Origin of the sequence: Arthrobacter sp. U41 (assembly GCF_001750145.1) — a bacterium.
In the GTDB taxonomy this organism is placed as follows: Bacteria; Actinomycetota; Actinomycetes; order Actinomycetales; family Micrococcaceae; genus Arthrobacter.
Genome location: NZ_CP015732.1, coordinates 3,777,875 through 3,799,000, shown reverse-complemented (window position 1 = coordinate 3,799,000; position 21,126 = coordinate 3,777,875). Strand labels below are relative to the sequence as shown.

Sequence of the window (21,126 nt, the reverse complement as noted above, 5' to 3'; positions counted from 1 at the left end):
ATGACGGCACTCCCGGTCTGCTCCATACTGACCACATGAGTCCAGAGCCGAATGAACCAGGGCCGAAAGAGCCCGAGCCGAACGAAGCAAAACCGGCCGCAGCAGAACCGTCCGCACCGGCGACGAAAGAACCGGCCGCCACGCTGCACAGGCCGGAACGGACCCTGCTCGCCATAATCGCCGCCATTGCCGTGCTGGTGATTGTCGCCCTGATCGTGGTGTTCACCCGGGGAGAGCCCGCGCCGCTGGACGAGGCCACCCCCGCCGGGGTGGTCCAGCGCTACTCCGCCGCCGTGATCGCAGGCGACGAGACGGCCGCGGCGGCCTACCTGACTGACGCCGCCAAGGCCGGCTGCATCAAAGAGATGCCACGGTCGGGAGGGGAGAACCTGCGCGTCACGCTCGTCTCCACGACCGAGCGCCCTGGATCCGCGGACGTCAGGGTGCTGATCACCGTCTCCGAGGGCGGAGGACCGTTTGGAAGCGCTGAGTATCAGATGGAGGACGCCTTCGACCTGGTGAAGACAGGGGACAAATGGCTGATCGAAAGAGCTCCGTGGCAACTGACGGTCTGCCAGCCCACGGCGGTGAAGTGATGAGTATTGAATCAGCCGTGGGCTCGGCCCAGCGGACCGTCCGGCGCGTGATCACGTACCTGCTGCTTTTCGCCCTGGTGATCATCGCCGCCATCGGATTCAGCGGCCTACTGGAACGACTTCTCGTGGCGGGCACCGAACTGGCGACGGGCGACGTGACCGGGCTGGCCCGTTCGCTCGCCTTCGCCCTGATCGGCGGACCCCTTGCCGCGCTGCTGTGGTGGGTTGTCTGGCGGCGGCTGGGTGACGAGACGGAACGGGCATCCGTGGGCTGGGGCCTGTATGTGACCGGCGCGTATGTGCTGACCCTGATTCTGGCGGTGAGCAACCTGTTGAGTACCCTGACCACGCTGATCGGCGGCCAGTCGCTGCAGTGGCGCGCGTCCCTGGCCTCCGGGCTGGTGTGGGCAGCCGTCTGGGTGTGGCACCGGTGGATGTGGAGGCATCCGCGCAAGGGGCCCCGGGAGGTCGCTGACATCTCCACCGCGCTCGCCAGCTACATCGGCCTGGTGATGGCAGTCAGCGGTGCCGTCGCCGCCTTGTCCACCCTGCTGGATGCCGCCCTGCGCGGGGCGCTGGCGGCCGCTGCGGTGGGAAAGCCCTGGTGGGTTTCCGTGCTGCAGTCCCTCGTCTGGGCCGTGGGCGGCGCGATGGTGTGGTGGTGGCACTGGAAGCACGACGGCGGCCGGCAACTTCGTGGCGGGCTCGCCAGCGTTGGCCTCATCGCCGTCGGCGTCCTTGGCGCCGGTGTGCTGACACTCGGTGGTGCGGGCCTGACATTGTTCGTGCTGCTGCGGCTCGCCTTCGACCGCACGGAATCGATGGACCTGCTGCTGGAGCCCCTGGCTCCGGCGCTCGCCGCCGCCGCCATCGGCTTGCTCGTCTGGGTGTACCACCGCGGGCTGGCGCGCGGGAGTTCGGAAACCATCCGGCAGGGGAGCCGGCTGGTGACCTCCGGCGTCGCCCTGGTTGCTGCTGCCTCCGGCATCGGCGTGATCGTCAACGCAGCCCTTGCCATGGCCGCCACCCCATTTGTGGGATCCGGGACGCGCACGCTCCTGCTCGGCGGCATCAGTTCGCTCCTGGTCGGCGCCCCGGTCTGGTGGCTCACCTGGAAGCCGCTCCAGCGCAGCTCCGTGGCGCAGCCCGGCCCGGCCGGCGGTTCCTGGACGTGGCAGAATGCCCGGCGCGTCTACCTGATCGTGGTGTTTGGCCTCAGCGCCGTGGTAGCCGTCATCACCCTGTTGGTCATCGGGTACCGGATGTTCGAGTTCTTCCTGGGAGACGTCTCCGGCGGCAGCCTGGTGGAGAGGGTCCGTGCCCCGCTCGGATTGCTCGTGGCCACGGGCCTGGTGGCCGGCTACCACTTTGCGGTCTGGCGCCACGAGCGTGCTCTCCTCGCGGCCGCCGGACCTGCCCGGAAGCGGACCATCGGGCACGTCGTCCTGGTCACCGGATCCGACCCGGCGCCGCTGCACCGGGTCATCGAGGACGTCACCGGGGCCGGCGTGACCGTTTGGAGACGGGCCGACGTCGGGGCTGGCCCGGCTGCCGAAGACGGCCAGCTGGCCGGCCGGCTGGCGGGGGAACTGGAGGGGGTCACCGGCACCCGGGTGGTCGTGACGGTCAGCCCGGACGGCAGGATCGACGTGATTCCGCTGCTGGGCTGAGGTGCCGGACGCTGCCGTTACGCCAGGTCGAAGGTCCTCTTGTAGTGCCTCACCGCGTTGTTGACGGTGGGGAAGAAGTGGTCCGGGCCAAACCGGCTGCTGACGCCGAACCGGATCAGGCGGTCCTTGATGGGTCCTTTCATCTCGGCGAAGACGAGATTAATGCCGTGTTTGGCCAGTTCATCGTCGAGGGCCACGAGGTCATCCAGCGCGGTGGTGTCCAGACCGGTGATGGCCTCCGATGCCACAATGACCCACCGCACCGGTTCCGGGGCGTTGGCCACGAGCGTCCTGATGTGTTCGGTGAAGACGGCGCCGTTGGCGAAGAACAGCGGGGCGTCGAAGCGTGCGATCACGAGCCCGGGGACGCGCTGGCCCTCGGGGTGCCGGCTCAGGTCGTGGTAGCCGGGGATGTCTCCCACGCTGCCCAGTTCGGTGCGGTACGGGTCCAGGGCGCGGAGCACAAAGGCGATCAGGGACAGGCTGATGGCGACCACGATGCCTTCGAGCACACCCACAAACGCGACCCCCAGGAAGGTGGCTACCAGCAGGGCGGCCTCCGTGCGGCTCATCCTGAGCAGCCGGAAGAGCGTTTTCACGTCAAGGATGGACGCCGCCGCAACCATCACAACGCCCGCCAGCACGCTGGAGGGCAGGAACATCGTCAGCCCGGGCGCCAGGATCATGAACAGCACCACAAAGGCGGCGGCAACGGCCCCGCTCAGGGGGCTCTTGGCTCCGGCCTCGACGGCGATCGGTGTGCGCGACGTGCTGCCGGAGATCGGAAAACCGCCAAAGAGGCCGCTGGCCACGTTTGCAACGCCGATGGCGCCCATCTCCTCGTTCCCGTCGACCCGCACCCCGCTCCGGGCGGCGAAGCTCTTGGAGAGCACCGAGGTGTCGGCAAAGGCAATCAGGGCGATGCCGGCCGCCGGGCCGAGCAGGGCAATGACGTCCTCCAGGCTGATTCCGCCGAGGGCGGGCGCGGGCAGGCCGTGGGGCAGGGCACCTACGGTGGGAAGGGCGGCGGTGAGGTTCAGGGCAGCCGTCGCCGCCGTGGCTGCCACAACGGCGATCAGCACGCCGGGGAGCTTCCACGGCAGGAAGCGGCAGGCCACGATCACGGCGATGGTGCCGGCACCGAACAGCAACGCCAAAGGATTGGTGGCTCCCTGGGCCACCGCCTGTGCCGTGCCGGCGGCGGTGTTGACCAGCGAGCCGCCCGTGCCCGGGATGCCGAGCAGCTTGGGCAGCTGGCTCAGCATGATGACAATGGCGATTCCGTTGAGGTAGCCAACGCGGATGGGTTTGGACAGCAGCCCCGTGACGAACCCCAGTTTGAAGACCCTGCCGGCCAGGAGAAGGCCGCCGATCAGCAGCGCCAGCAGGCCGGCGAGGGCCACCGCATGGTCCGGATCCTTGCCGGCAAGAGGCAGGATGGCGGCGGCGATCATCGGGGCCAGGCTGGAATCCGGGCCGATGATCAACACCCGGGAGGGCCCGAAGACGGCGTAGGCGAGCAACGGGATGATCGAGGCGTACAGGCCGGTGACGGCCGGCAGCCCGGCGGCTTCGGCATAGGCCATGCCGGCCGGAATGAGGAACGCGCTGAGGGCGGCGCCGGCGGCCAGATCGGATTTCAGCCAGGGGCGTTCATAGTCCCGCATCATCCTGAGGCCGGGCGGGAGTCTCAGTGCCCTCGTTCCGCGCACCGGGGCCCCGGGCTACGCAGCAGGGGAGGCGGAGCCGTCGGCCGCCGGAGCGTCCTGGCCGTACTCCGCCGAAATAAGGATGGGGAGGTGGTCGGAGGCGCCACGCGGTAGCGTTTCGACACTCTCGATGTTGAGGCCCTGCGAGGTGGCGAAGTCGAAGTGGCCCTTGAAGACCTTGTACCGCGTGTAGGTCCGGCGGTCGCTGAGGGTCAGGTCGTAGCCTGCGTCCTTCATCTGTTGGGTGAGGTACTCGGTGAAGAACGGATAGTTGAAGTCACCGACCATCAGGGTCATGAGGCCGCCGCCCATGCTCAGCAGTTCAGCGTGAGCGGCGTGGATCTGGTTCCGGCGCAGTGAGTTCGACGCCGTGAGGGGGGCCGCGTGGAAGGAAGCGATGACCAGGTCGTGGTCCGTCTCGTTATCGATCACCCGGGTTCCGATGAGCCGCTCGTGGGCGGGGGACAGGATGCGGTCATGCAGGGACTTCTTCAGGGCGAACGTCTTGGTTTCGTAGGCCGTGAACCGGTCCATGCGGTAATAGATCGCCAGGCCCAGCCGGTTGCCCTTGGTGGCGTCGGCAAGGTGGAGATCGCCAATGGTGTCCGGAAGGTCGTTGGTGTCGCACTCCTGAAGGCACAGCGCATCAATCTCAAAATCTCGGGCCAGCGCAGCCAGTTCACCGCTGGCATGGTGCTTGCGCAGGTTGTAGCTGATGACTCGAATCAGGGGAGCACCTCTTCGGTGGTAGTCGCGGAAAGTCTGGTTCTGAGTCTACCCAGTCCAGCGAATCCGGGGGGAACTAAGACCGCGGGTCCGGCGGCGAAAACGGGCCCGGCCGGGAGGAAATCGGAATCAATGGGTGTTCCCGGACGTTGGGCGGGTAACGCGCGGCCGCGGCCGCCGTCGTAATGCACTTCCCGGCTACGAGCAGGAGACATCATCATGGCAAAGGCAATGTGGAACGGCGCGGTCATCGCGGAGAGTGACAACACCGTCATGGTGGAGGGAAACCATTATTTTCCCCGTTCCTCGGTGAATTCCGAGTACCTCGAGGACAGCAGCCACAGCAGTGTCTGCCACTGGAAGGGCCGGGCGGGCTATTACAGCCTGGTGGTCGACGGCCGGCGGAACCAGGATGCGGCGTGGTTCTACGCTGAGCCGAAGTCCGACGCCGGGCACATCAAAGACCACGTGGCCTTCTGGCGGGGCGTCCGCGTCGAGGCCTGAACCGTAGCGCGCGGCGACCTCCCGAGCCGGTACAGCGGAAGCTGTGAAGCGATAGTGTGTTCTGGGACTACCAGCCACGCGAAAGGGCAGACGTTGACCGCTGAACTACCGGTGCTTGCCGAGGGCGATTTCTACTACGAGGTATTGGGCGGCGGGCGTTTCCGCTCCACCATCCACGCCCAGGGGGCCTGGAACGTGCACGAGCAGCACATGGCCCCCGCCTCCGGCATCATGGCCGACTGCCTGGACCGGCATGAACCGCGCGATGATATGCGGATGGCGCGCCTCAGCTATGAGATTCTCGGTCTGATTCCCGGCGGTGAGTTCGAGGTTGTGACCACCACCCTCCGTCCCGGCAGGACGATCGAGCTGGTGCAGGCCGAACTGGTCGCCGGCGGCCGCACCGCGATCCGCGCCACGGCCTGGCGGATGGCCACCTCCGACACCTCGGCCATCGCGGCCTTTGAGGATCCAGGGATTCCCGCGCCGGAGGAGTGCGCACCCTACGACGCCTCGACCGTCTGGCCGGGCGGCTACATCGCATCATTGACGATGAGGATTGCCGACGGGCACCGGGCCGGCTCGGGCACGGTGTGGCTGCGCACCGGACACCCGCTGACGGACCGCAAGGACAGCAGTGACCTCGCCCGGCTGGTCGGCCTGGTGGACACGGCCAACGGGATCGCGGCGCGGGTCCCGCCGGGCAAAGGCAGCTACGCCTTCCCCAACCTGGACCTCCAGGTCCACATGTACCGGCTCCCCGAAGGGGACTGGCTCGGGCTGGACAACGAGGTTTCCTTCGGCACGGACGGGATTGGACTGACCTCGACCGTGCTGCACGACCTCAAGGGCCCGTTCGGCCGGGCCGAGCAGATCCTGACGCTCCGGAAGTCCTGACGCACCGGAAACCCCGGGACCCGGCCGGCGCCGCAGGCGGTGCCCGGCGGTGCCGCGGCGGGTTCCGGCGGACGGCTCGCTAGTGGAAGACCAGCCAGCCGACGACGGTGGCCAGGCCGGTCAGCACCGCGCCCCAGGCGATGTCCGCCACCACGATGACCAGCGGCCAGTTCTTCAGGGTTGCGGCGTTGGTGAGGTCGTAGGTGGCGTAGGCGAAGGTGCCCAGCGCCGCGCCGTAACCGAGCGCCGTGAGCCAGCTGCCGCCGTCGAGCGCCGGCTGGAGGGCGAAGAAGACGATCCCTGCGATGTACAGGACGTAGAAGGCGACGGCGTACCCTAGATTGGGTTTGTCCGCCATGAGGTGGCCCAGATGGTTCCGGTAGAACTTGCTCATCGACTTGAGCCAGACGGAATCGATGACGGCGAACGCGGCGGCTACGACGAGGAACTGCAAGATGACCATAAGGGAGCATAACAAGATGCCGGAGGCCGCGGGCGCACCACGGACGCTGACGATTTTCCGGCAGGAGAAATCCCTGGGCGCCGCCGCGGACCTGGACCTCGCGCTCGAACTGCTGCGGAAGGTCAAAACCGGCGAGGTCGGGCCGATGCTCCGGCTCTACCGCCCGGCGCCCACCGTGGCCTTCGGACAGCGGGACACGCATCTGCCGGGCTTCGACGCCGCGGCGCAGGCCTGCCGCGAGCTCGGCTTTGAACCGCTGATCCGCAAGGCCGGGGGTCGCGCCGCCGCCTACCACGAGGGGACCCTGGTGATCGACCACCTGGAACCGGACACGGATGCGATCGCCGGGGCCAAGGGACGCTTCTCCTTCTTCGGCGAACTGCTGGCCGCCGCGCTGCGGAGCGCCGGCGTGGACGCCGCGGTGGGGGAGATCCCCGGTGAATACTGCCCCGGTGAATTCAGCGTCCACGGCCAGGATCCGGAGTTTCCACTGCACCAGCTCAAGCTCATCGGCACGGCCCAGCGTGTGGTGGCCGGAGGCTGGCTGTTCAGCTCGGTCATCGTGGTGGAGAACTCGGCCCCGATCCGCGCGGTGCTGGAGGCCAGTTACGCCGCCCTGGGCCTGGACTGGGACCCGGCCACAGCCGGCGCCGTCAACGACCTCGTCCCGCACCTGGACGTGGACGCCATCGAGGACGCCGTGATCGGCACCTACGCCCGCTACGCCGCCCTGGGCTACGGCGATTTCGGCAGCCTGCTGGACTGAGGCCGGTGCCCCGGTGCTAGTGGCCCCGGGCGATCCAGTCCTCAAGCTGCGGTGCTTCGGCGCCGACCGTCGTCGGGCCGCCGTGACCGGTCCGCACCACGGTATCCGCCGGGAGCGTCAGCAGCCTGCCCCTGATGGACTCGATGATGGTGGGGAAGTCGCTGTAGGACCGTCCGGTGGCGCCCGGACCACCCTGGAACAGGGTGTCGCCGCTGAAGACGGTGCCTTCGCCCGGCAGCGAGAAGCACATGGAGCCAGGGGAATGTCCCGGGGTGTGCAGCGCCACGAGCCGTGCGCCGGCAACGTCGAAGGTGTCCCCGTCCTCGATCGCGTGATCCGGTTCGGTTCCGGGGAACACACGCTTCCAGAGCATCCAGTCCTCGCGGTTGAGATAGACCGGGGCGTTGACCCGGCCGCGGAACTCGCCGACGGCGGCGATGTGGTCATCGTGGCCGTGGGTCAGCAGGATCGCCTTCACGGTCCGGCCCGCGACGGCCGCCTCGACCGCGGCGGCGTCGTGCGCCGGGTCGATCACGATGCATTCGGCGTCGTTGCCCACGATCCAGACGTTGTTGTCGACGTCCCAGGTGCCGCCGTCGAGCGAGAAGGTGCCCGAGGTGATAAGCCGGTCGATCCGCAGCCCGCCCGCGGGCCTGCTCACAGTTCCACCACGGAGCGCAGCACCGCGCCGGAGTGCATCTTCTCGAAGGCTTCCTCGATCTGGTCGATCGTGATCCGCTCAGAGACGAAGGCGTCCAGGTCCAGCCTGCCCTGCCGGTAGAGGTCGATCAGCATGGGGAAGTCCCGCGAGGGGAGGCAGTCGCCGTACCACGAGGACTTGAGCGAGCCGCCGCGGCCGAACACGTCCAGCAGCGGCAGTTCCAGAGTCATCTCGGGGCTGGGAACACCGACCAGCACCACGGTGCCGGCGAGGTCTCGGGCGTAGAACGCCTGCTTGTACGTCTCCGGGCGCCCGACGGCGTCGATCACGACGTCTGCGCCGAAACCGCCGGTCAGCTCCCGGATTGCCTCGACCGGATCGACGGCGGAGGAGTCCACGGTGTGGGTGGCGCCGAGGTCCTTGGCGCGTTCGAGCTTCTTCGGGTCAATGTCGACGGCGATGACGGTGGTGGCGCCGGCGAGCGCGGCGCCGGCTATGGCAGCCACGCCGACGCCGCCGCAGCCGATGACGGCGACGGAATCGCCGCGCTTGACGTTGCCGGTGTTGATGGCCGCGCCGATGCCTGCCATCACGCCGCAGCCGAGCAGGCCGATGGCGGCGGGATCGGCGTCGGGGTCAACCTTGGTGCACTGGCCCGCGGCGACGAGGGTCTTCTCCGCGAAGGCTCCGATGCCCAGGGCAGCCGAGAGCTCGGTACCGTCCTCGAGCGTCATCTTCTGGGTGGCGTTGTGGGTGTTGAAGCAGTACTGCCCCTGGCCGCGGCGGCACGCGCGGCATTCGCCGCAGACGGCGCGCCAGTTCAGCACCACGCGGTCGCCGGGGGCCACCTGCGTAACGTCCGGACCAACGGCGCTCACGACGCCGGTGGCCTCGTGTCCGAGCAGGAACGGAAAGTCGTCGTTGATGGCGCCCTGCTTGTAGTGCAGGTCGGTGTGGCAGACACCGCAGGTCAGGATGTCCACCAGGGCCTCGCCGGGTCCGGGATCCGGGACCAGGATGGTCTCCAGGGTGACGGGCGCTCCCTTGGAGCGGACAACTGCGCCTTTGACTTTATGGACCATGGAAATAGCTCCTCTGCTCGTGTCGCGGTTCAGGCCGCAAAACTCTTATCGCCAGACTTCTGTCACTCAGGATTTCGGCCCGGTAAAATTCTCTCGCACAACGCGGTGCGGCGCGGCCCTCGGGTGGCCGCGTCGTCGTCGTCGTGCGTAAGGCGGATCGCCTAGGCCGCGAGGCGGCTCTTGACCTCAGCGGCGGAGGGGTTGGTGGCTGCGGTGCCGTCCGGGAACAGCACGGTGGGTACGGTCCGGTTGCCTCCGTTGAGCTTCTCCACGAGATCTGCGGTGCCGTCAACTTCTTCGATGTTGATCTCGGTGTACCCGATGCCCTGGGCGTCCAGCTGCTTCTTCAGACGGTTGCAGTAGCCGCACCAGGTGGTCGAAAACATGGTGATGGTGCCGGATTCGGGGGTGAAGTCCACGAAGTTCTCCTTCAAGCTGATTGACGGCGCTGGGTGGCAGCGCCGGTTGCCGACAATAAGTCGTACGTCATTGCCCACAACCGTAACCCGCAGGCCCCTATTCCCGCACGGCAGAGGCGGTGGCATGCTGGTGCCATGTGTGGACGCTATGTGATGGCCCGGGCCGTTGGAGATCTCCTGGCCGAGTTTGACGCCGAACTTGAGGACGAGATTGCGGTTCCGCCGTCCTGGAACGTGGCCCCGACGGCCGATGTGCCGGTCCTGCTGGAACGGCTGGTGGACGGGAAACCGGTCCGCCAGCTCCACATTGCCCGGTGGGGTCTGGTGCCGTCCTGGGCCAAGGACCCCGGGATCGGCTCGAAGATGATCAACGCCCGCAGTGAAAGCGTGCTGGAGAAACCGGCGTTCCGGAAGGCCACCCGTTCCCGGCGCTGTGCCGTTCCCGCCGACGGCTACTACGAATGGAAGGGCGAGGGCCGGGCCAAGCAGCCCTACTACGTCCACCCGCGGGACGGGCATCCGATTGTCTTCGCCGGACTCTACGAATGGTGGAAGGACCCGTCCAAGGCCGAGAATGATCCCGGGCGCTGGCTGCTCTCGACGTCGATCATGACCACCGACTCGCCGCCGGAAGGCTACGCCGGGGGAATGCTGGCCGAACTCACGGCCCTGCACGACCGGGTTCCGCTGCCGATGGACCGCGGGACGATGCAGGCGTGGCTGGATCCGCAGGCCGACGATGCAGCCGGGCTGGTGGACCTGGTCCGGGCCGGGGCGCACGACGTTGCGGAGGGGTGGACGATCGACGCCGTCGGCACCGCCGTTGGGAACGTGAAAAACGACTCCCCGGAACTCATCCAGCCGGTCGGGAGCCTGTTCTAGCCGGATTGCTGCGTGGTGCCGCCGACAGACGCCGGCACCACCGCTGCTTCCTTCGTTATTGCACACCGGCTCGAGTAAGCGTGCCGCCGTGTACCCGATTCACGTTAGCGGCGCGTACCGACACCTCAACAGGGTCGTTGTGCCCTGGGTCACGCAGGGTGCCGGGATTCGGGGATCATCGAAGGACGGACCCACCTGCAGGGACTCCCGGTACCCCCGGGCCGGATCAGGTGCTCAAATGTTCTCGAGGGCCCCGGGCAGCCGGGCAAGATCATCCTCAGCGTGGGCCACCATCGGCATCCCGCCGTGGCCCACGGTCAGTGGCGTCCGGTGGTAGCCGTGGTAGGTCATCGTCCCGCCGGAGAGCAGGGCCACGTCGTCGAACCCGTTCTGCTTCAGCACGCAGTAGGCGATGTAGCTGCGGAAGCCCGAGCGGCAGTAGGTGTATACGGGCTTGTCGCGGGGCACCTCGTCGAGACGCTGGCGCAGCTCCGTGTAGGGAACCAGGATCGCCCCGGGGAGGTGCCAGGCGGCGAACTCCTCCTCGGTACGGGTGTCCAGAAGGGTCACCCGGTCGGCGCATTCGGGGAACTCCTCGGGATACCAGAGGGCGACGTCGCCGCGCAGCAGGTTGGCGCCGATGAAGCCCGCCATGTTCACGGGGTCTTTCGCCGCACCGTACGGCGGGGCGTAGGCGAGCTCCAGATGCTCCAGGTCGTAAATCGACATCCCGGCGCGCAGCGCAACGGCAAGAACGTCGATGCGTTTGTCGACGCCGTCCCAGCCGAGCACCTGTCCACCCAGCAGCTTCCCGTCCCCCGGGGCGAACAGCACCTTCAGGAACAGCGGCGAGGTGCCGGGGTAGTAGGCCGCGTGGCCGTTCTGGTGGGTGTAAACCTTGCGGTACTCCATCCCCGCGGCACGCAGCTCGGTCTCGGTCATCCCGGTGCCGCCTGCGGTCATCTCGAACACCTTGACCACGGCCGTCCCCTGCGAACCGCGGTACGCGCTGCTCCGGCCGGCGATCGTGTCGGCGGCGATCCGGCCCTGCCGGTTCGCCGGGCCCGCCAGCATCGAGAGCACCGGCTGGCCCGTGAGGAAGTGAGCGGTCTCCACGGCGTCACCGGCGGCGAGGACGTCGGGTGCCGATGTGCGCATCTGCGGGTCAACCACGATGCCCCCGCGGGCTCCGATCGTCAGGCCGGCGTCCCGGGCGAGGGCCACGTTCGGACGTGCACCGGAGGCCATGACCACGACGTCGGTCTCGATGCCCGTGCCGTCGGAAAGGTCGAGGACCAGCCGGTCGTTCTCCGTGCGGCGGACCGCGGTGGCGGAGATGCCGAGTCTAAGGTCCACGTCCTGGGTGCTGACGTGGTAGTCCAGGATCTGGGTCATCTCGGGGTCCAGCCACGGCATCAGCCGTTCAGTCCGCTCGACGACTGTCGTCTGCAGCCCCCGTGCCCGGAACGCCTCCGTGAGTTCCAGCCCGATGTAGCTGCCGCCGACGACCACGGCGCTGGAGGCCCCGCGGTCCAGATGGGCAATGATCCGGTCCATGTCCGGGATGTTGCGCAACACGTCGACCCGGGCGTCGTCCGCACCGGGGATCGGGGGCCGGACCGGCTCGGCCCCCGTGCACAGCACAAGCTTGTCGTAGGACTCCCGGTACGTCCGCCCCTGTTCCTTATCGTGAACCTCGACCTCCTTGGCGGCCAGGTCGATGCGCATGACCTCTTGTCCGGTCCGCACGTCGAGCGCCAGGCTCTTAGCCAGGCTTTCGGGTGTCTGGAGCAGGAGGCTCTCACGCTCGGGGATCATTCCGCCGATGTGGTAGGGCAGGCCGCAGTTGGCGAACGAGACGTAGTGGTCCCGCTCGAGAATGACGATCTCGGCCGACTCGTCGAGGCGCCTCAGACGGGCGCCGGTCGACGCGCCCGCCGCGACTCCTCCAACGATGACTGTCTTCATCTTTCTCCCTGCCTCCCTGGGAGTGCGGGCCATGGAAAATACACAACCCTTGGTTCGCGGAGCAAAGCACACCGGCTCGAATATGCGTGCCGCCGTGTACCCCAGTCACGGTAGCCGCCCCGGCGGACACCTCAATAGGGCCTTATGGCCGTAGCCCTCCGGACCCCCGGCCCGGGAGGCGGGCAGGGCCGTCGGCTGCCCCGTGGTGAGCTGTCAGAGTGTCACTTTCCCGGCGCCGTCGACCGCCCAGCTGGGATTGAAGGCAACTTCCCAGCGGTAGCCGTCGGGATCGGCGAAGTATCCGGTGTAGCCGCCCCAGGACTGGGTCTTCGGCGCTGCAATGATGGCCGCTCCGGCCGCCGCCGCCTCCGCCATCACCGAGTCGACTTCCGCTGCGCTGCCCAGGTTGTGGCTCAGCGTGATGCTCGGACTGCCGGTGGGAGGATCGGTGCCGGCTTCGGCCTGCATCTGCCCGGCGTCCCAGAGCGTAAGGATGAGGCCGTGATTGGCCTGGATGAAGAGGACCTCTCCCCGGACTTCCCGGTGGACGGGCCAGCCCAGGCCATCCACATAGAAACTGCGGGAGGCATCAACGCTGCGGACACCCAGTGAAATTAAATCGACTCGTGGCTGCATCTTTCGATACTGTCATGGACATGTCCACAAATCACGAAGACGAAAAAGCTGCCAAGGCCGACCGGGAACAGCTCGCCGCCGTGCGGGTGGCTGTTGACGAGGTGGACGAGCAGATCGTGTCGCTGATTGGCCGCCGCGAGCGCCTGATCCGGATCGCCGGAACCCTGAAGGCCGACAGCGCGGAGGTGCGTGCCCCCGGACGCGTGGAGCGGGTTATCGAACACGTCTGCGCCACGGCGGAACAGAAGGACATCGACGTCGAACTCGTTGAGAAGACCTACCGGGCAATGATCGACGCGTTCATCACGCTCGAGCTGGAAGTCTACAAAGCCAGCTCCTAGGGGTTTATGGCCTAGAGGGCTTCCTCCACCGGGACGTTCGCCTGGTACCCGCGGCCGTCACAGTCGCTGAAGGCCGTCATCAGGTGGCCCTTGGCCAGGCCCATGATCGTGCTGATCGGAAAGTACCCGGTAATGGTGTTGCCGGAATGCTCCACACCCTTGAGGTCAAAGTTCTCCTCCGTGCCGTCATGGCTGAAGCAGTAGAAGGACACGGCCTCCCCGTTCATGAACTCGATCCCCATTCGTCGCTGGTGGGAATGGTCCGGGGTTGCTGCCACCAGCCCCACCACGTAGGCGCCCTGCCCTGGGATGTTTCCGTCTATATCGAACTTCGCCACCAAGGACGTGTCCTCGGCGGCGATGCTTACGTGCTTCAGGAGTGCGTTATGGGAGCTCATGGCTCAATCCTGCTACCTGTGCCTGCGTCCGTCCACCCCTGATCTAGGTTTTGCCCCGGCACCGTCGTAGACTGGAGTTGTTCGAAGATATGTTCGAATAGTTACTGGCCGGTTTACGGACGGTTTTACAGATGGTGTGGACCGGGAGGCACGATGGGCATGTTCAGCGAGTCGGTGGACGTCGCCTGCACGCCTTCAGGCCAGCCCTTGAAACTCGACTGGGCCGGCCGGCACTACACCGTCTGCGCGGACCCGGTCCGCTGGTATGAGCGCCGCCAATGGTGGGCGGAAGAACAGCGGGCGCCGCTGGGCAGCGGCCCGGGCCTGGTGGACCATGAGATCTGGCGGGTGCAGGTGCGCCCGGAGGATTCCCCCGGCACCGAAAGCTCCATCACCCTTGACCTCACCCGGCATGTGGGCAGCGGACGCTGGCGCCTGCTGCGGATCCACGACGGCAGGCTTCCAGTCCAAGAGCCCGAATCAGCATGAGCTTTACCCATCTGCATGTCTCCACCGCCTTCAGTGCCCACTACGGGGTCTCCTGGCCGGATGAACTGGCGGCCGCCGCGGCCGCGGACGGGGCGACCGCGCTCGCCTGCACGGACCGCGACGGCCTCTACGGGACGGTCAAACACCTGTTGGCCTGCATGGCTGCGGGGCTGGACCCGATCGTCGGGGTGGACCTTGCGGTCTTTGACGACGACGGCGACCTCCGCACCCAAGTCGGGGGGCGCGTCCTCGTGCTGGCCCATGGGAACAACCGGGGCGCCGGCTACCGGGCCCTGTGCCGGCTGATCTCCGACGCGCATGCCCGCACCACGGGCAAGGCCGGGGGAGCGGTGCCCGCGGCCGTGACCCGGGCCGAGCTGGCCTCCCGCACCCTGCACCCGGAAACCCTCAAGCCGGTGCTGACCGTGCTGATCGGCCCGGACTCCGACGTCGGACGTGCCATGGGCGGCAGGCGCTACCTGCGCCCCCGCACCCTGTTCAAACGCTGGCTCGATGCCATGCCGCCTGGAACGATTGCCGCCGAGGTGGTCAGCCAGCTCAGCCCGCCGGGCGAACCGCTCAGCACCGCCCACGCGGTGCGGATGCTCAAGCTCGCCGCCGAACACGGGGTTCCCGCCGTGCTCAGCAATGCCGTGCGGTATGTCGCCGAGGACGGAGCGGCCACCGCGGACGTGCTGGATTCAGCCCGCGCGCTGAAATCGCTTCCCGAACTCTCCGCCGCCCCGCTGCTCCAGCCCAACGGGCAGGGCTGGCTCAAATCCGCGGCGCAGATGCTCCAGCTGGGAAAGGAGATCATGCACTCCGCCGGGTACGGCGCCGCGGACCTCAAGAACCTGATGGCGCAGACCGCGGCGCTCGCGGACCGTTGCCGGATGGACCCGGTGACGGACATGGGATGGAAACAGCCCGTAGTGCCGGAAGCCTCGGTGATCGGCATCGCCGGGGACCCCCTCGTTGAACTCACCCTGCGCTGCGAAGCGGGCATCAGCAGGCGGTTCCCTGGGATCACCGGCAAGCCCGCCAAGGAGCTCCGCTCGCGGCTGGAGCACGAGCTGAGGATCATCGACAGCCTGGGCTTCGCCGCGTACTTCCTGACCGTGGCCGAGGTCTCCCGGATGATCCTGGACATGGGGGTAAGGGCAGCGGCGCGCGGCTCGGGCGCCTCCAGCCTGGTCAACTACCTGATCGATGTCAGCCAGGTGAACCCGCTCCAGCACGACCTCATCTTCGAGCGCTTCCTCTCCCGGGACCGCGCCACCCTCCCGGACATCGACATCGACGTCGAAAGCGCCGAACGGCACAACGTGTACCGGAAGATCTTTGAGCGCTTCGGCTCCGGGCGCGTCACGCTCATGAGCATGCAAAACGGCTACCGCGCTCGCGGTGCCGTGCGGGACGCCGGCCTGGCGCTGGGCATGGAGGAAGGCGAGATCGGGGACATCGCCAAGCAGCTGTGGCGGTTCTCGGCCCGGAACTTCCGCGAAGCCCTCGTGGAGAAGCCTGAGCTGAAGGAATTCGCCGGCCGGGTGGGGCAGCGGGACATCAGCGGGAACCAGCAGCTGGACCTCCTGGTGGACCTCACCGAACGGCTGGACCGGCTGCCGCGCCACATCTCCATGCACCCCTGCGGGGTCATCCTGGGGGACGCCACCCTGCTGGACCGGACCCCCGTGCAGCCCAGCGGACTGGGCCTGCCGATGAGCCAGTTCGACAAGCACGACATGGACCCGATGGGCATGCTCAAACTCGATGTCCTTGGCGTCCGGATGCAAAGCGCCATGGCCTTCGCCGTCCGCGAGGTGATCCGCCTGCATCCCTCCAAAGCCGAGGTGGTGGCAGCCGGGGCCCACCCGGCGGGGCCGGACGGGACGGGCCCGGACTACATCGCCGAGGACGGCCGGATCGACCTCAATGCCGTGCCGCTCGACGACGAACCCACCTATGAGCTGATCCGGAGCACCCACACCCTGGGCTGCTTCCAGATCGAATCACCCGGGCAGCGGGAGCTCATCGGCAAACTCGCCCCCCGGGAGTTCAACGACCTCATCATCGACATCTCCCTCTTCCGCCCGGGCCCGATGAAATCGGACATGGTCCGGCCCTTCCTGGAACACCGGCACGGCTTCGCCCCCGAGGTCTATCCGCACCCTGACCTCAAACCGGTCCTCCAGGAGACCCACGGCGTCACCGTGTTCCATGAGCAGATCCTGAAAACTTTCGACGTCATGACCGGCTGCGGGCTGGCGCGGGCTGACGAATTCCGCCGCGCCCTCGGCGACGAGGTGCTGGAAGGCCGGGTGGAGGAGTTCTTCCGGAAGGAGGCCCGCGCCCGGGGGTACAGTCCCGCAGTGGTGGACAAGGTCTGGGGGACGCTCAAGGCCTTCGGCAGCTTCGGGTTCTGCAAAGCGCACGGCGCCGCCTTTGCCGTGCCCACCTACCAGTCAGCCTGGCTCAAGACCCACCACCCGGAAGCGTTCCTCGCCGGGCTGTGGGAACACGATCCGGGCATGTATCCCAAGCGTCTCCTCGTGTCCGAGGCCCGGCGGCTGGGGATCCCGATCCTGCCCCTGGATATCAACCGGAGCCAGGCCGAGTACCGGGTGGAACGCGTGGCCACCGGCCCGGACCGCGGCAGGCTGGGCATCCGGCTGAGCCTGAACGGCATCTACGGTCTCTCCGGAACCGAGCTGAAAAGGATTGTGGCGGGACAGCCCTATGACTCGCTCGCGGACCTGCGGGCCAGGTCCCGGCTGAGCAAACCAAGCATCCAGCGGCTGGCCCAGCTGGGCGCCTTCGACTCCCTGCACCGCGCCGCCGGTGGAACCGCCAACCGCGCGGACCTGGTGCAGCACCTGCAGGCCCTGCAAAGCCGGCCGCAGCGCAAAGGCCACGAGGTGATCGAGGGGCAGCTGTCGCTGCCGCTGGGCGACGTCGAGCTGAAGAACCTCAAGACCGGGCTGCCCGCACCCACCATGGTGGATACCGTCCGGGCCGAACTGGACCTGATGGCCATGGATGTCAGCGGACATCTGATGGCCAGCCACCGGCCGCTGCTGGACCGGCTCGGCGTCACCACTGCGGACAAGCTGCTGGGGCTGCGCAACGGCACCGAGGTGCTGGTCGCCGGAGTCCGCGTCGCCACCCAGACCCCGCCCATGCGGGGAGGCCGCCGCGTGGTGTTCATCAGCATCGACGACGGCACCGGCTGTGTGGACTCGGTGTTCTTCCATGAGGCCCAGGAGCTGGCGGGGCCGCTGCTGTTCGGCACCCGGCTGCTGCTGATCCGGGGAAACACCCGGCGGACCGGGCCGCGGGGGATCAGCATCAGCGCCAGCATGGCCTGGGACCTGAGCCGCACCGAAACCCTGCCGTTCCCGGTCCCGGCGTCCGGGATCCCGGAAAACCGGGAACCGGAGCCTCCGGGGCCGCTGGAGGGGATCAGCCGCAACCTCGCCATCACCGGGCTGGGAGGCTGAGCGGTGCGTTGGTTGGCCTCTGCAGAAACCGATAGCATGGACGAGGCTGGCTGTGGTCCCCGTACGCCACAAGCTACGAAGCCTTAACTTTGAACAGGAGACACCCGTGTCAGATGCCCAGCAGATCACCCTTCTCGTCGATGGCGAAGAGACCAAGGTGGCTACCGGGACCACCGGCGCGGAACTCTTTTTTGAGCGCCGGGACGTCGTTGTGGCCCGCGTCAACGGCGAGCTGAAGGACCTGGACCAGCCGCTGCCCGAGGACGCCACGGTCCAGGCCGTCACCATCGACTCCCCGGACGGCCTTAACGTCCTGCGCCACTCCACCGCCCACGTCATGGCCCAGGCCGTGCAGCAGCTGCGCCCCGACGCCAAACTCGGCATCGGCCCGTACATCACCGACGGCTTCTACTTCGACTTCGACGTCGAGGAGCCGTTCACCCCGGAAGACCTGAAGACCCTGGAAAAGATGATGCAAAAGATCATCAACCAGAACCAGAAATTCGTCCGCCGGGTGGTCACCGAGGACGAGGCCCGCCAGGCGATGAAGGACGAGCCCTATAAGCTCGAACTCCTCGGCCGGAAGAACGACGCCGCCGAGGCCGGAGAAGGCGTCAACGTCGAGGTCGGCGCCGGCGACATCACGATCTACGACAACGTGGACCGCAAGAGCGGTGACAGCATCTGGTGCGATCTGTGCCGCGGCCCGCACCTGCAGAACACCAAGCTCATCTCCAACGCTTTTGCGCTGACCCGTTCCTCGGCCGCCTACTGGCTGGGCAACCAGAACAACCAGCAGCTGCAGCGCATCTACGGCACCGCCTGGCCCACCAAGGACGCGCTCAAGGCCTACCAGGAACGCATCGCCGAGGCCGAGCGGCGCGACCACCGCAAGCTCGGCGCGGAACTGGACCTGTTCTCCTTCCCGGACGAGCTCGGCTCCGGCCTGCCGGTGTTCCACCCCAAGGGCGGCATCATCCGCAAGGCCATGGAGGACTACTCCCGGCAGCGCCACGTGGATGCCGGCTATGACTTTGTCTACACCCCGCACATCACCAAGGGCCACCTCTACGAAGTCTCGGGCCACCTGGACTGGTACAAGGAGGGCATGTTCCCGGCGATGCACATCGACGCGGAGCTCAACGAGGACGGCACGGTCCGCAAGCCCGGCCAGGACTACTACCTCAAGCCGATGAACTGCCCCATGCACAACCTGATCTTCCGGTCCCGCGGACGGTCCTACCGCGAACTGCCGCTGCGGCTCTTCGAGTTCGGCTCGGTCTACCGCTACGAGAAGTCCGGCGTCGTGCACGGCCTGACCCGAGTCCGGGGCATGACCCAGGACGATGCCCACATCTACTGCACCCGCGAGCAGATGAAGGACGAGCTCACCACCACGCTGAACTTCGTCCTCGGCCTGCTCAAGGACTACGGCCTGGACGATTTCTACCTCGAGCTCTCCACGAAGAACGAGGACAAGTTCGTCGGCGACGACGCCGCATGGGAGGAAGCCACCCGCACCCTCGCCGAGGTGGCCGAAGCCTCCGGGCTTGAGCTCGTCCCGGATCCGGGCGGAGCCGCGTTCTACGGCCCCAAGATTTCCGTCCAGGCCAAGGACGCGCTCGGCCGCACCTGGCAGATGTCCACCATCCAGCTGGACTTCAACCTGCCCGAACGCTTCGAACTTGAGTTCCAGGCCGCCGACGGCAGCCGGCAGCGTCCCGTGATGATCCACCGTGCCCTGTTCGGCTCGGTGGAGCGCTTCATGGGTGTGCTGACCGAGCACTACGCCGGCGCCTTCCCGGCCTGGCTGGCCCCCGTGCAGGTGGTCGGCATCCCGGTGGCCGAGGCGTTCAACGACTACATGTTCGACGTCGTGGGACAGCTCAAGGCCGCAGGCATCCGCGCCGAGGTGGACATTTCCTCGGACCGTTTCCCGAAGAAGATCCGCACCGCCAGCAAGGACAAGATCCCGTTCGTGCTGATCGCCGGGGGAGACGACGCCGAGGCCGGCGCCGTGTCCTTCCGTTTCCGCGACGGCAGCCAGGACAACGGCGTGCCGGTGGCCGAGGCCGTCCAGCGGATCGTCGACGCCGTCCGCAACCGGACCAGCTAGCGGACAGGGAAGAAACAGGCATGCAGGAAACCACAGGGGCCGCTTCGGAGTATCCGGGGGACGACGGCGTGACCGACGACTTTGGCCTGGCCGGGGTGCCGGACGCGTTCCAGCGCCTGTGGACTCCGCACCGGATGGCGTACATCAAGGGCGGGCAGCACCAGTTCAAGAACGTGGACGACTGTCCGTTCTGCGTGGCACCGGAACGCGAGGACGACGATTCCCTGATCGTCTACCGCGGCCGGACCAGCTACGTGGTGCTCAACCTCTTCCCGTACAACCCGGGCCACCTGCTGGTCTGCCCGTACCGTCACATCCCTGACTACACAGACCTGACCGTGGAGGAAACGGCCGAATTCGCCGAGCTGACCCAGACGGCCATGCGCGTGCTGCGCAAGGTCGCCAACCCCACCGGCTTCAACCTCGGGATGAACCAGGGCGTCACCGGCGGCGCCGGGATCGCCGGGCACCTGCACCAGCACGTGGTGCCGCGCTGGGGCGGGGACGGGAACTTCTTCCCGATCATCGCCCAGACCAAGGCCATCACCCAGACCCTTGGCGAGGTCCGCCAGCAGGTGGCGGACGCCTGGCCCCAGGCGAACGACGCGGGGCAGGCGACCGCCGGGGCGACGGATGCTGAATAGGCACGCACGCGGGTTTTTCACCGCGCTGTTCTCCCCGCTTGCCCGCTGGCTGTTGCGGATCGGCGTCTCCCCGGACGCGGTGACCATCATCGGAACCCTCGGCGTCGTGGTCGGCGCCCTCGTGTTCTACCCGCTGGGCGAGCTCTGGTGGGGAACCCTCTTCATCACCGCGTTCATCTTCTCCGACGTCATCGACGGCATCATGGCACGGATGCAAAAGGGCGGGGGCCGCTGGGGGAACTTCCTGGATTCCACCCTGGACCGGGTTGCCGACGGCGCCCTGTTCGCCGGCGTCGCGGTCTGGTTCTTCACCGGAGGGGCGGACACGCCCATCGCGGTTGCCGCCGTCCTGTGCCTGGTCCTGGGCATGGTGGTGTCCTACGCCCGCGCCAAGGCCGAGGCGCTGGGCTTCCAGGCCAATGTGGGCATCGCCGAGCGCGCCGAACGGCTGGTTTCCGTGCTGGTGGTCACCGGTTTCACCGGCCTCGGCCTGCCCACGGTGGTGCTTTTCGTGACGCTTTGCCTCCTCGCCGCCGCGAGCCTTGTGACCGTCATCCAGCGGATCATCACGGTGCGCCGGCAGTCGCTCGAAGAGACCGAGGGCACCGCAACCGAACAGGCCGCCTGAGCACACAGCTTCGGCGGGTCCGCAGCTGTAACCG

General features: G+C 67.5%; 21 protein-coding genes. 12 read left to right on the top strand and 9 right to left on the bottom strand.

The window, feature by feature from the left end:
• Positions 1-35 precede the first annotated feature (35 nt).
• Together ASPU41_RS17290 and ASPU41_RS17285 are read left to right on the top strand one after the other, a co-directional pair.
• Positions 36-596: a hypothetical protein gene (locus tag ASPU41_RS17290; RefSeq protein WP_083266590.1), complete on the top strand. Its 561-nt coding sequence runs from the start codon at positions 36-38 to the stop codon at positions 594-596.
• Complete coding sequence (locus ASPU41_RS17285) at positions 596-2,266, top strand: DUF5671 domain-containing protein (RefSeq protein ID WP_069951962.1); 1,671 nt, start codon at positions 596-598, stop codon at positions 2,264-2,266. Before ASPU41_RS17290 ends, ASPU41_RS17285 begins: the two co-directional genes overlap by 1 nt.
• A gap of 17 nt (positions 2,267-2,283) precedes the next feature.
• Here the strand turns inward: ASPU41_RS17285 and ASPU41_RS17280 are convergent, their stop codons facing one another.
• Together ASPU41_RS17280 and ASPU41_RS17275 are read right to left on the bottom strand one after the other, a co-directional pair.
• Complete coding sequence (locus ASPU41_RS17280; protein ID WP_069951961.1) at positions 2,284-3,936, bottom strand: SulP family inorganic anion transporter; 1,653 nt, start codon at positions 3,934-3,936, stop codon at positions 2,284-2,286.
• A gap of 54 nt (positions 3,937-3,990) precedes the next feature.
• The gene (locus ASPU41_RS17275; RefSeq protein ID WP_069951960.1) at positions 3,991-4,701 is read right to left on the bottom strand and encodes an endonuclease/exonuclease/phosphatase family protein; all 711 of its coding nucleotides are present in this window, start codon (positions 4,699-4,701) and stop codon (positions 3,991-3,993) included.
• 219 nt (positions 4,702-4,920) lie between these two features.
• Here ASPU41_RS17275 and ASPU41_RS17270 point away from each other — a divergent pair, with 219 nt between their 5' ends.
• Positions 4,921-5,205, top strand: coding sequence for a DUF427 domain-containing protein (locus ASPU41_RS17270; protein WP_069951959.1), 285 nt, complete (start codon positions 4,921-4,923; stop codon positions 5,203-5,205).
• 93 nt (positions 5,206-5,298) lie between these two features.
• Complete coding sequence (locus ASPU41_RS17265; RefSeq protein WP_069951958.1) at positions 5,299-6,102, top strand: thioesterase family protein; 804 nt, start codon at positions 5,299-5,301, stop codon at positions 6,100-6,102.
• 79 nt (positions 6,103-6,181) lie between these two features.
• On the opposite strand, the gene ASPU41_RS17260 is transcribed toward ASPU41_RS17265, so the two are convergent.
• Complete coding sequence (locus tag ASPU41_RS17260; protein WP_069951957.1) at positions 6,182-6,565, bottom strand: DUF2177 family protein; 384 nt, start codon at positions 6,563-6,565, stop codon at positions 6,182-6,184.
• Here ASPU41_RS17260 and ASPU41_RS17255 point away from each other — a divergent pair.
• Positions 6,558-7,331: a lipoate--protein ligase family protein gene (locus ASPU41_RS17255; protein WP_442856210.1), complete on the top strand. Its 774-nt coding sequence runs from the start codon at positions 6,558-6,560 to the stop codon at positions 7,329-7,331. The genes ASPU41_RS17260 and ASPU41_RS17255 overlap by 8 nt on opposite strands.
• 16 nt (positions 7,332-7,347) lie before the next feature.
• Here the strand turns inward: ASPU41_RS17255 and ASPU41_RS17250 are convergent, their stop codons facing one another.
• From ASPU41_RS17250 to ASPU41_RS17240, 3 genes are all read right to left on the bottom strand, one after another.
• Positions 7,348-7,992: an MBL fold metallo-hydrolase gene (locus ASPU41_RS17250; RefSeq protein WP_231941108.1), complete on the bottom strand. Its 645-nt coding sequence runs from the start codon at positions 7,990-7,992 to the stop codon at positions 7,348-7,350.
• On the bottom strand, positions 7,989-9,074 hold the full coding sequence (locus ASPU41_RS17245) for an S-(hydroxymethyl)mycothiol dehydrogenase (protein WP_069951955.1): 1,086 nt from the start codon (positions 9,072-9,074) through the stop codon (positions 7,989-7,991). The genes ASPU41_RS17250 and ASPU41_RS17245 overlap by 4 nt, the downstream gene beginning before the upstream one ends.
• A 161-nt stretch (positions 9,075-9,235) precedes the next feature.
• Positions 9,236-9,493, bottom strand: a complete 258-nt coding sequence (locus ASPU41_RS17240) for a mycoredoxin (RefSeq protein ID WP_056429693.1) — start codon at positions 9,491-9,493, stop codon at positions 9,236-9,238.
• Between the two features lie 135 nt (positions 9,494-9,628).
• Here ASPU41_RS17240 and ASPU41_RS17235 point away from each other — a divergent pair, with 135 nt between their 5' ends.
• Positions 9,629-10,375, top strand: coding sequence for an SOS response-associated peptidase (locus ASPU41_RS17235; RefSeq protein ID WP_083266589.1), 747 nt, complete (start codon positions 9,629-9,631; stop codon positions 10,373-10,375).
• Positions 10,376-10,609: 234 nt separating this feature from the next.
• Here the strand turns inward: ASPU41_RS17235 and ASPU41_RS17230 are convergent, their stop codons facing one another.
• Together ASPU41_RS17230 and ASPU41_RS17225 are read right to left on the bottom strand one after the other, a co-directional pair.
• Positions 10,610-12,343, bottom strand: a complete 1,734-nt coding sequence (locus ASPU41_RS17230) for an FAD-dependent oxidoreductase (protein WP_069951953.1) — start codon at positions 12,341-12,343, stop codon at positions 10,610-10,612.
• A 213-nt stretch (positions 12,344-12,556) separates the two neighbouring features.
• A complete protein-coding gene (locus tag ASPU41_RS17225) occupies positions 12,557-12,979 on the bottom strand; it encodes a VOC family protein (protein ID WP_069951952.1) in 423 nt (140 codons plus the stop codon).
• Positions 12,980-12,993: 14 nt separating this feature from the next.
• On the opposite strand from ASPU41_RS17225, the gene ASPU41_RS17220 reads away from it, so the two are divergent.
• Positions 12,994-13,320, top strand: a complete 327-nt coding sequence (locus ASPU41_RS17220; protein ID WP_069951951.1) for a chorismate mutase — start codon at positions 12,994-12,996, stop codon at positions 13,318-13,320.
• A gap of 11 nt (positions 13,321-13,331) precedes the next feature.
• Here the strand turns inward: ASPU41_RS17220 and ASPU41_RS17215 are convergent, their stop codons facing one another.
• Positions 13,332-13,718: a hypothetical protein gene (locus ASPU41_RS17215; RefSeq protein ID WP_069951950.1), complete on the bottom strand. Its 387-nt coding sequence runs from the start codon at positions 13,716-13,718 to the stop codon at positions 13,332-13,334.
• A 153-nt stretch (positions 13,719-13,871) separates the two neighbouring features.
• Here ASPU41_RS17215 and ASPU41_RS17210 point away from each other — a divergent pair, with 153 nt between their 5' ends.
• The 5 genes from ASPU41_RS17210 (at position 13,872) to pgsA (ending at position 21,092) form a co-directional block, all read left to right on the top strand.
• A complete protein-coding gene (locus ASPU41_RS17210; protein ID WP_069951949.1) occupies positions 13,872-14,207 on the top strand; it encodes a DUF6504 family protein in 336 nt (111 codons plus the stop codon).
• A complete protein-coding gene (locus tag ASPU41_RS17205; RefSeq protein ID WP_069951948.1) occupies positions 14,204-17,704 on the top strand; it encodes a DNA polymerase III subunit alpha in 3,501 nt (1,166 codons plus the stop codon). Before ASPU41_RS17210 ends, ASPU41_RS17205 begins: the two co-directional genes overlap by 4 nt.
• A 106-nt stretch (positions 17,705-17,810) precedes the next feature.
• On the top strand, positions 17,811-19,820 hold the full coding sequence (thrS, locus tag ASPU41_RS17200; RefSeq protein ID WP_069951947.1) for a threonine--tRNA ligase: 2,010 nt from the start codon (positions 17,811-17,813) through the stop codon (positions 19,818-19,820).
• Between the two features lie 20 nt (positions 19,821-19,840).
• Positions 19,841-20,464, top strand: coding sequence for an HIT family protein (locus ASPU41_RS17195; protein WP_069951946.1), 624 nt, complete (start codon positions 19,841-19,843; stop codon positions 20,462-20,464).
• Entirely contained in the window at positions 20,454-21,092 is a 639-nt protein-coding gene (gene pgsA / locus ASPU41_RS17190) for a phosphatidylinositol phosphate synthase (protein WP_069951945.1), read from the top strand. The genes ASPU41_RS17195 and pgsA overlap by 11 nt, the downstream gene beginning before the upstream one ends.
• Positions 21,093-21,126: the final 34 nt, after the last annotated feature.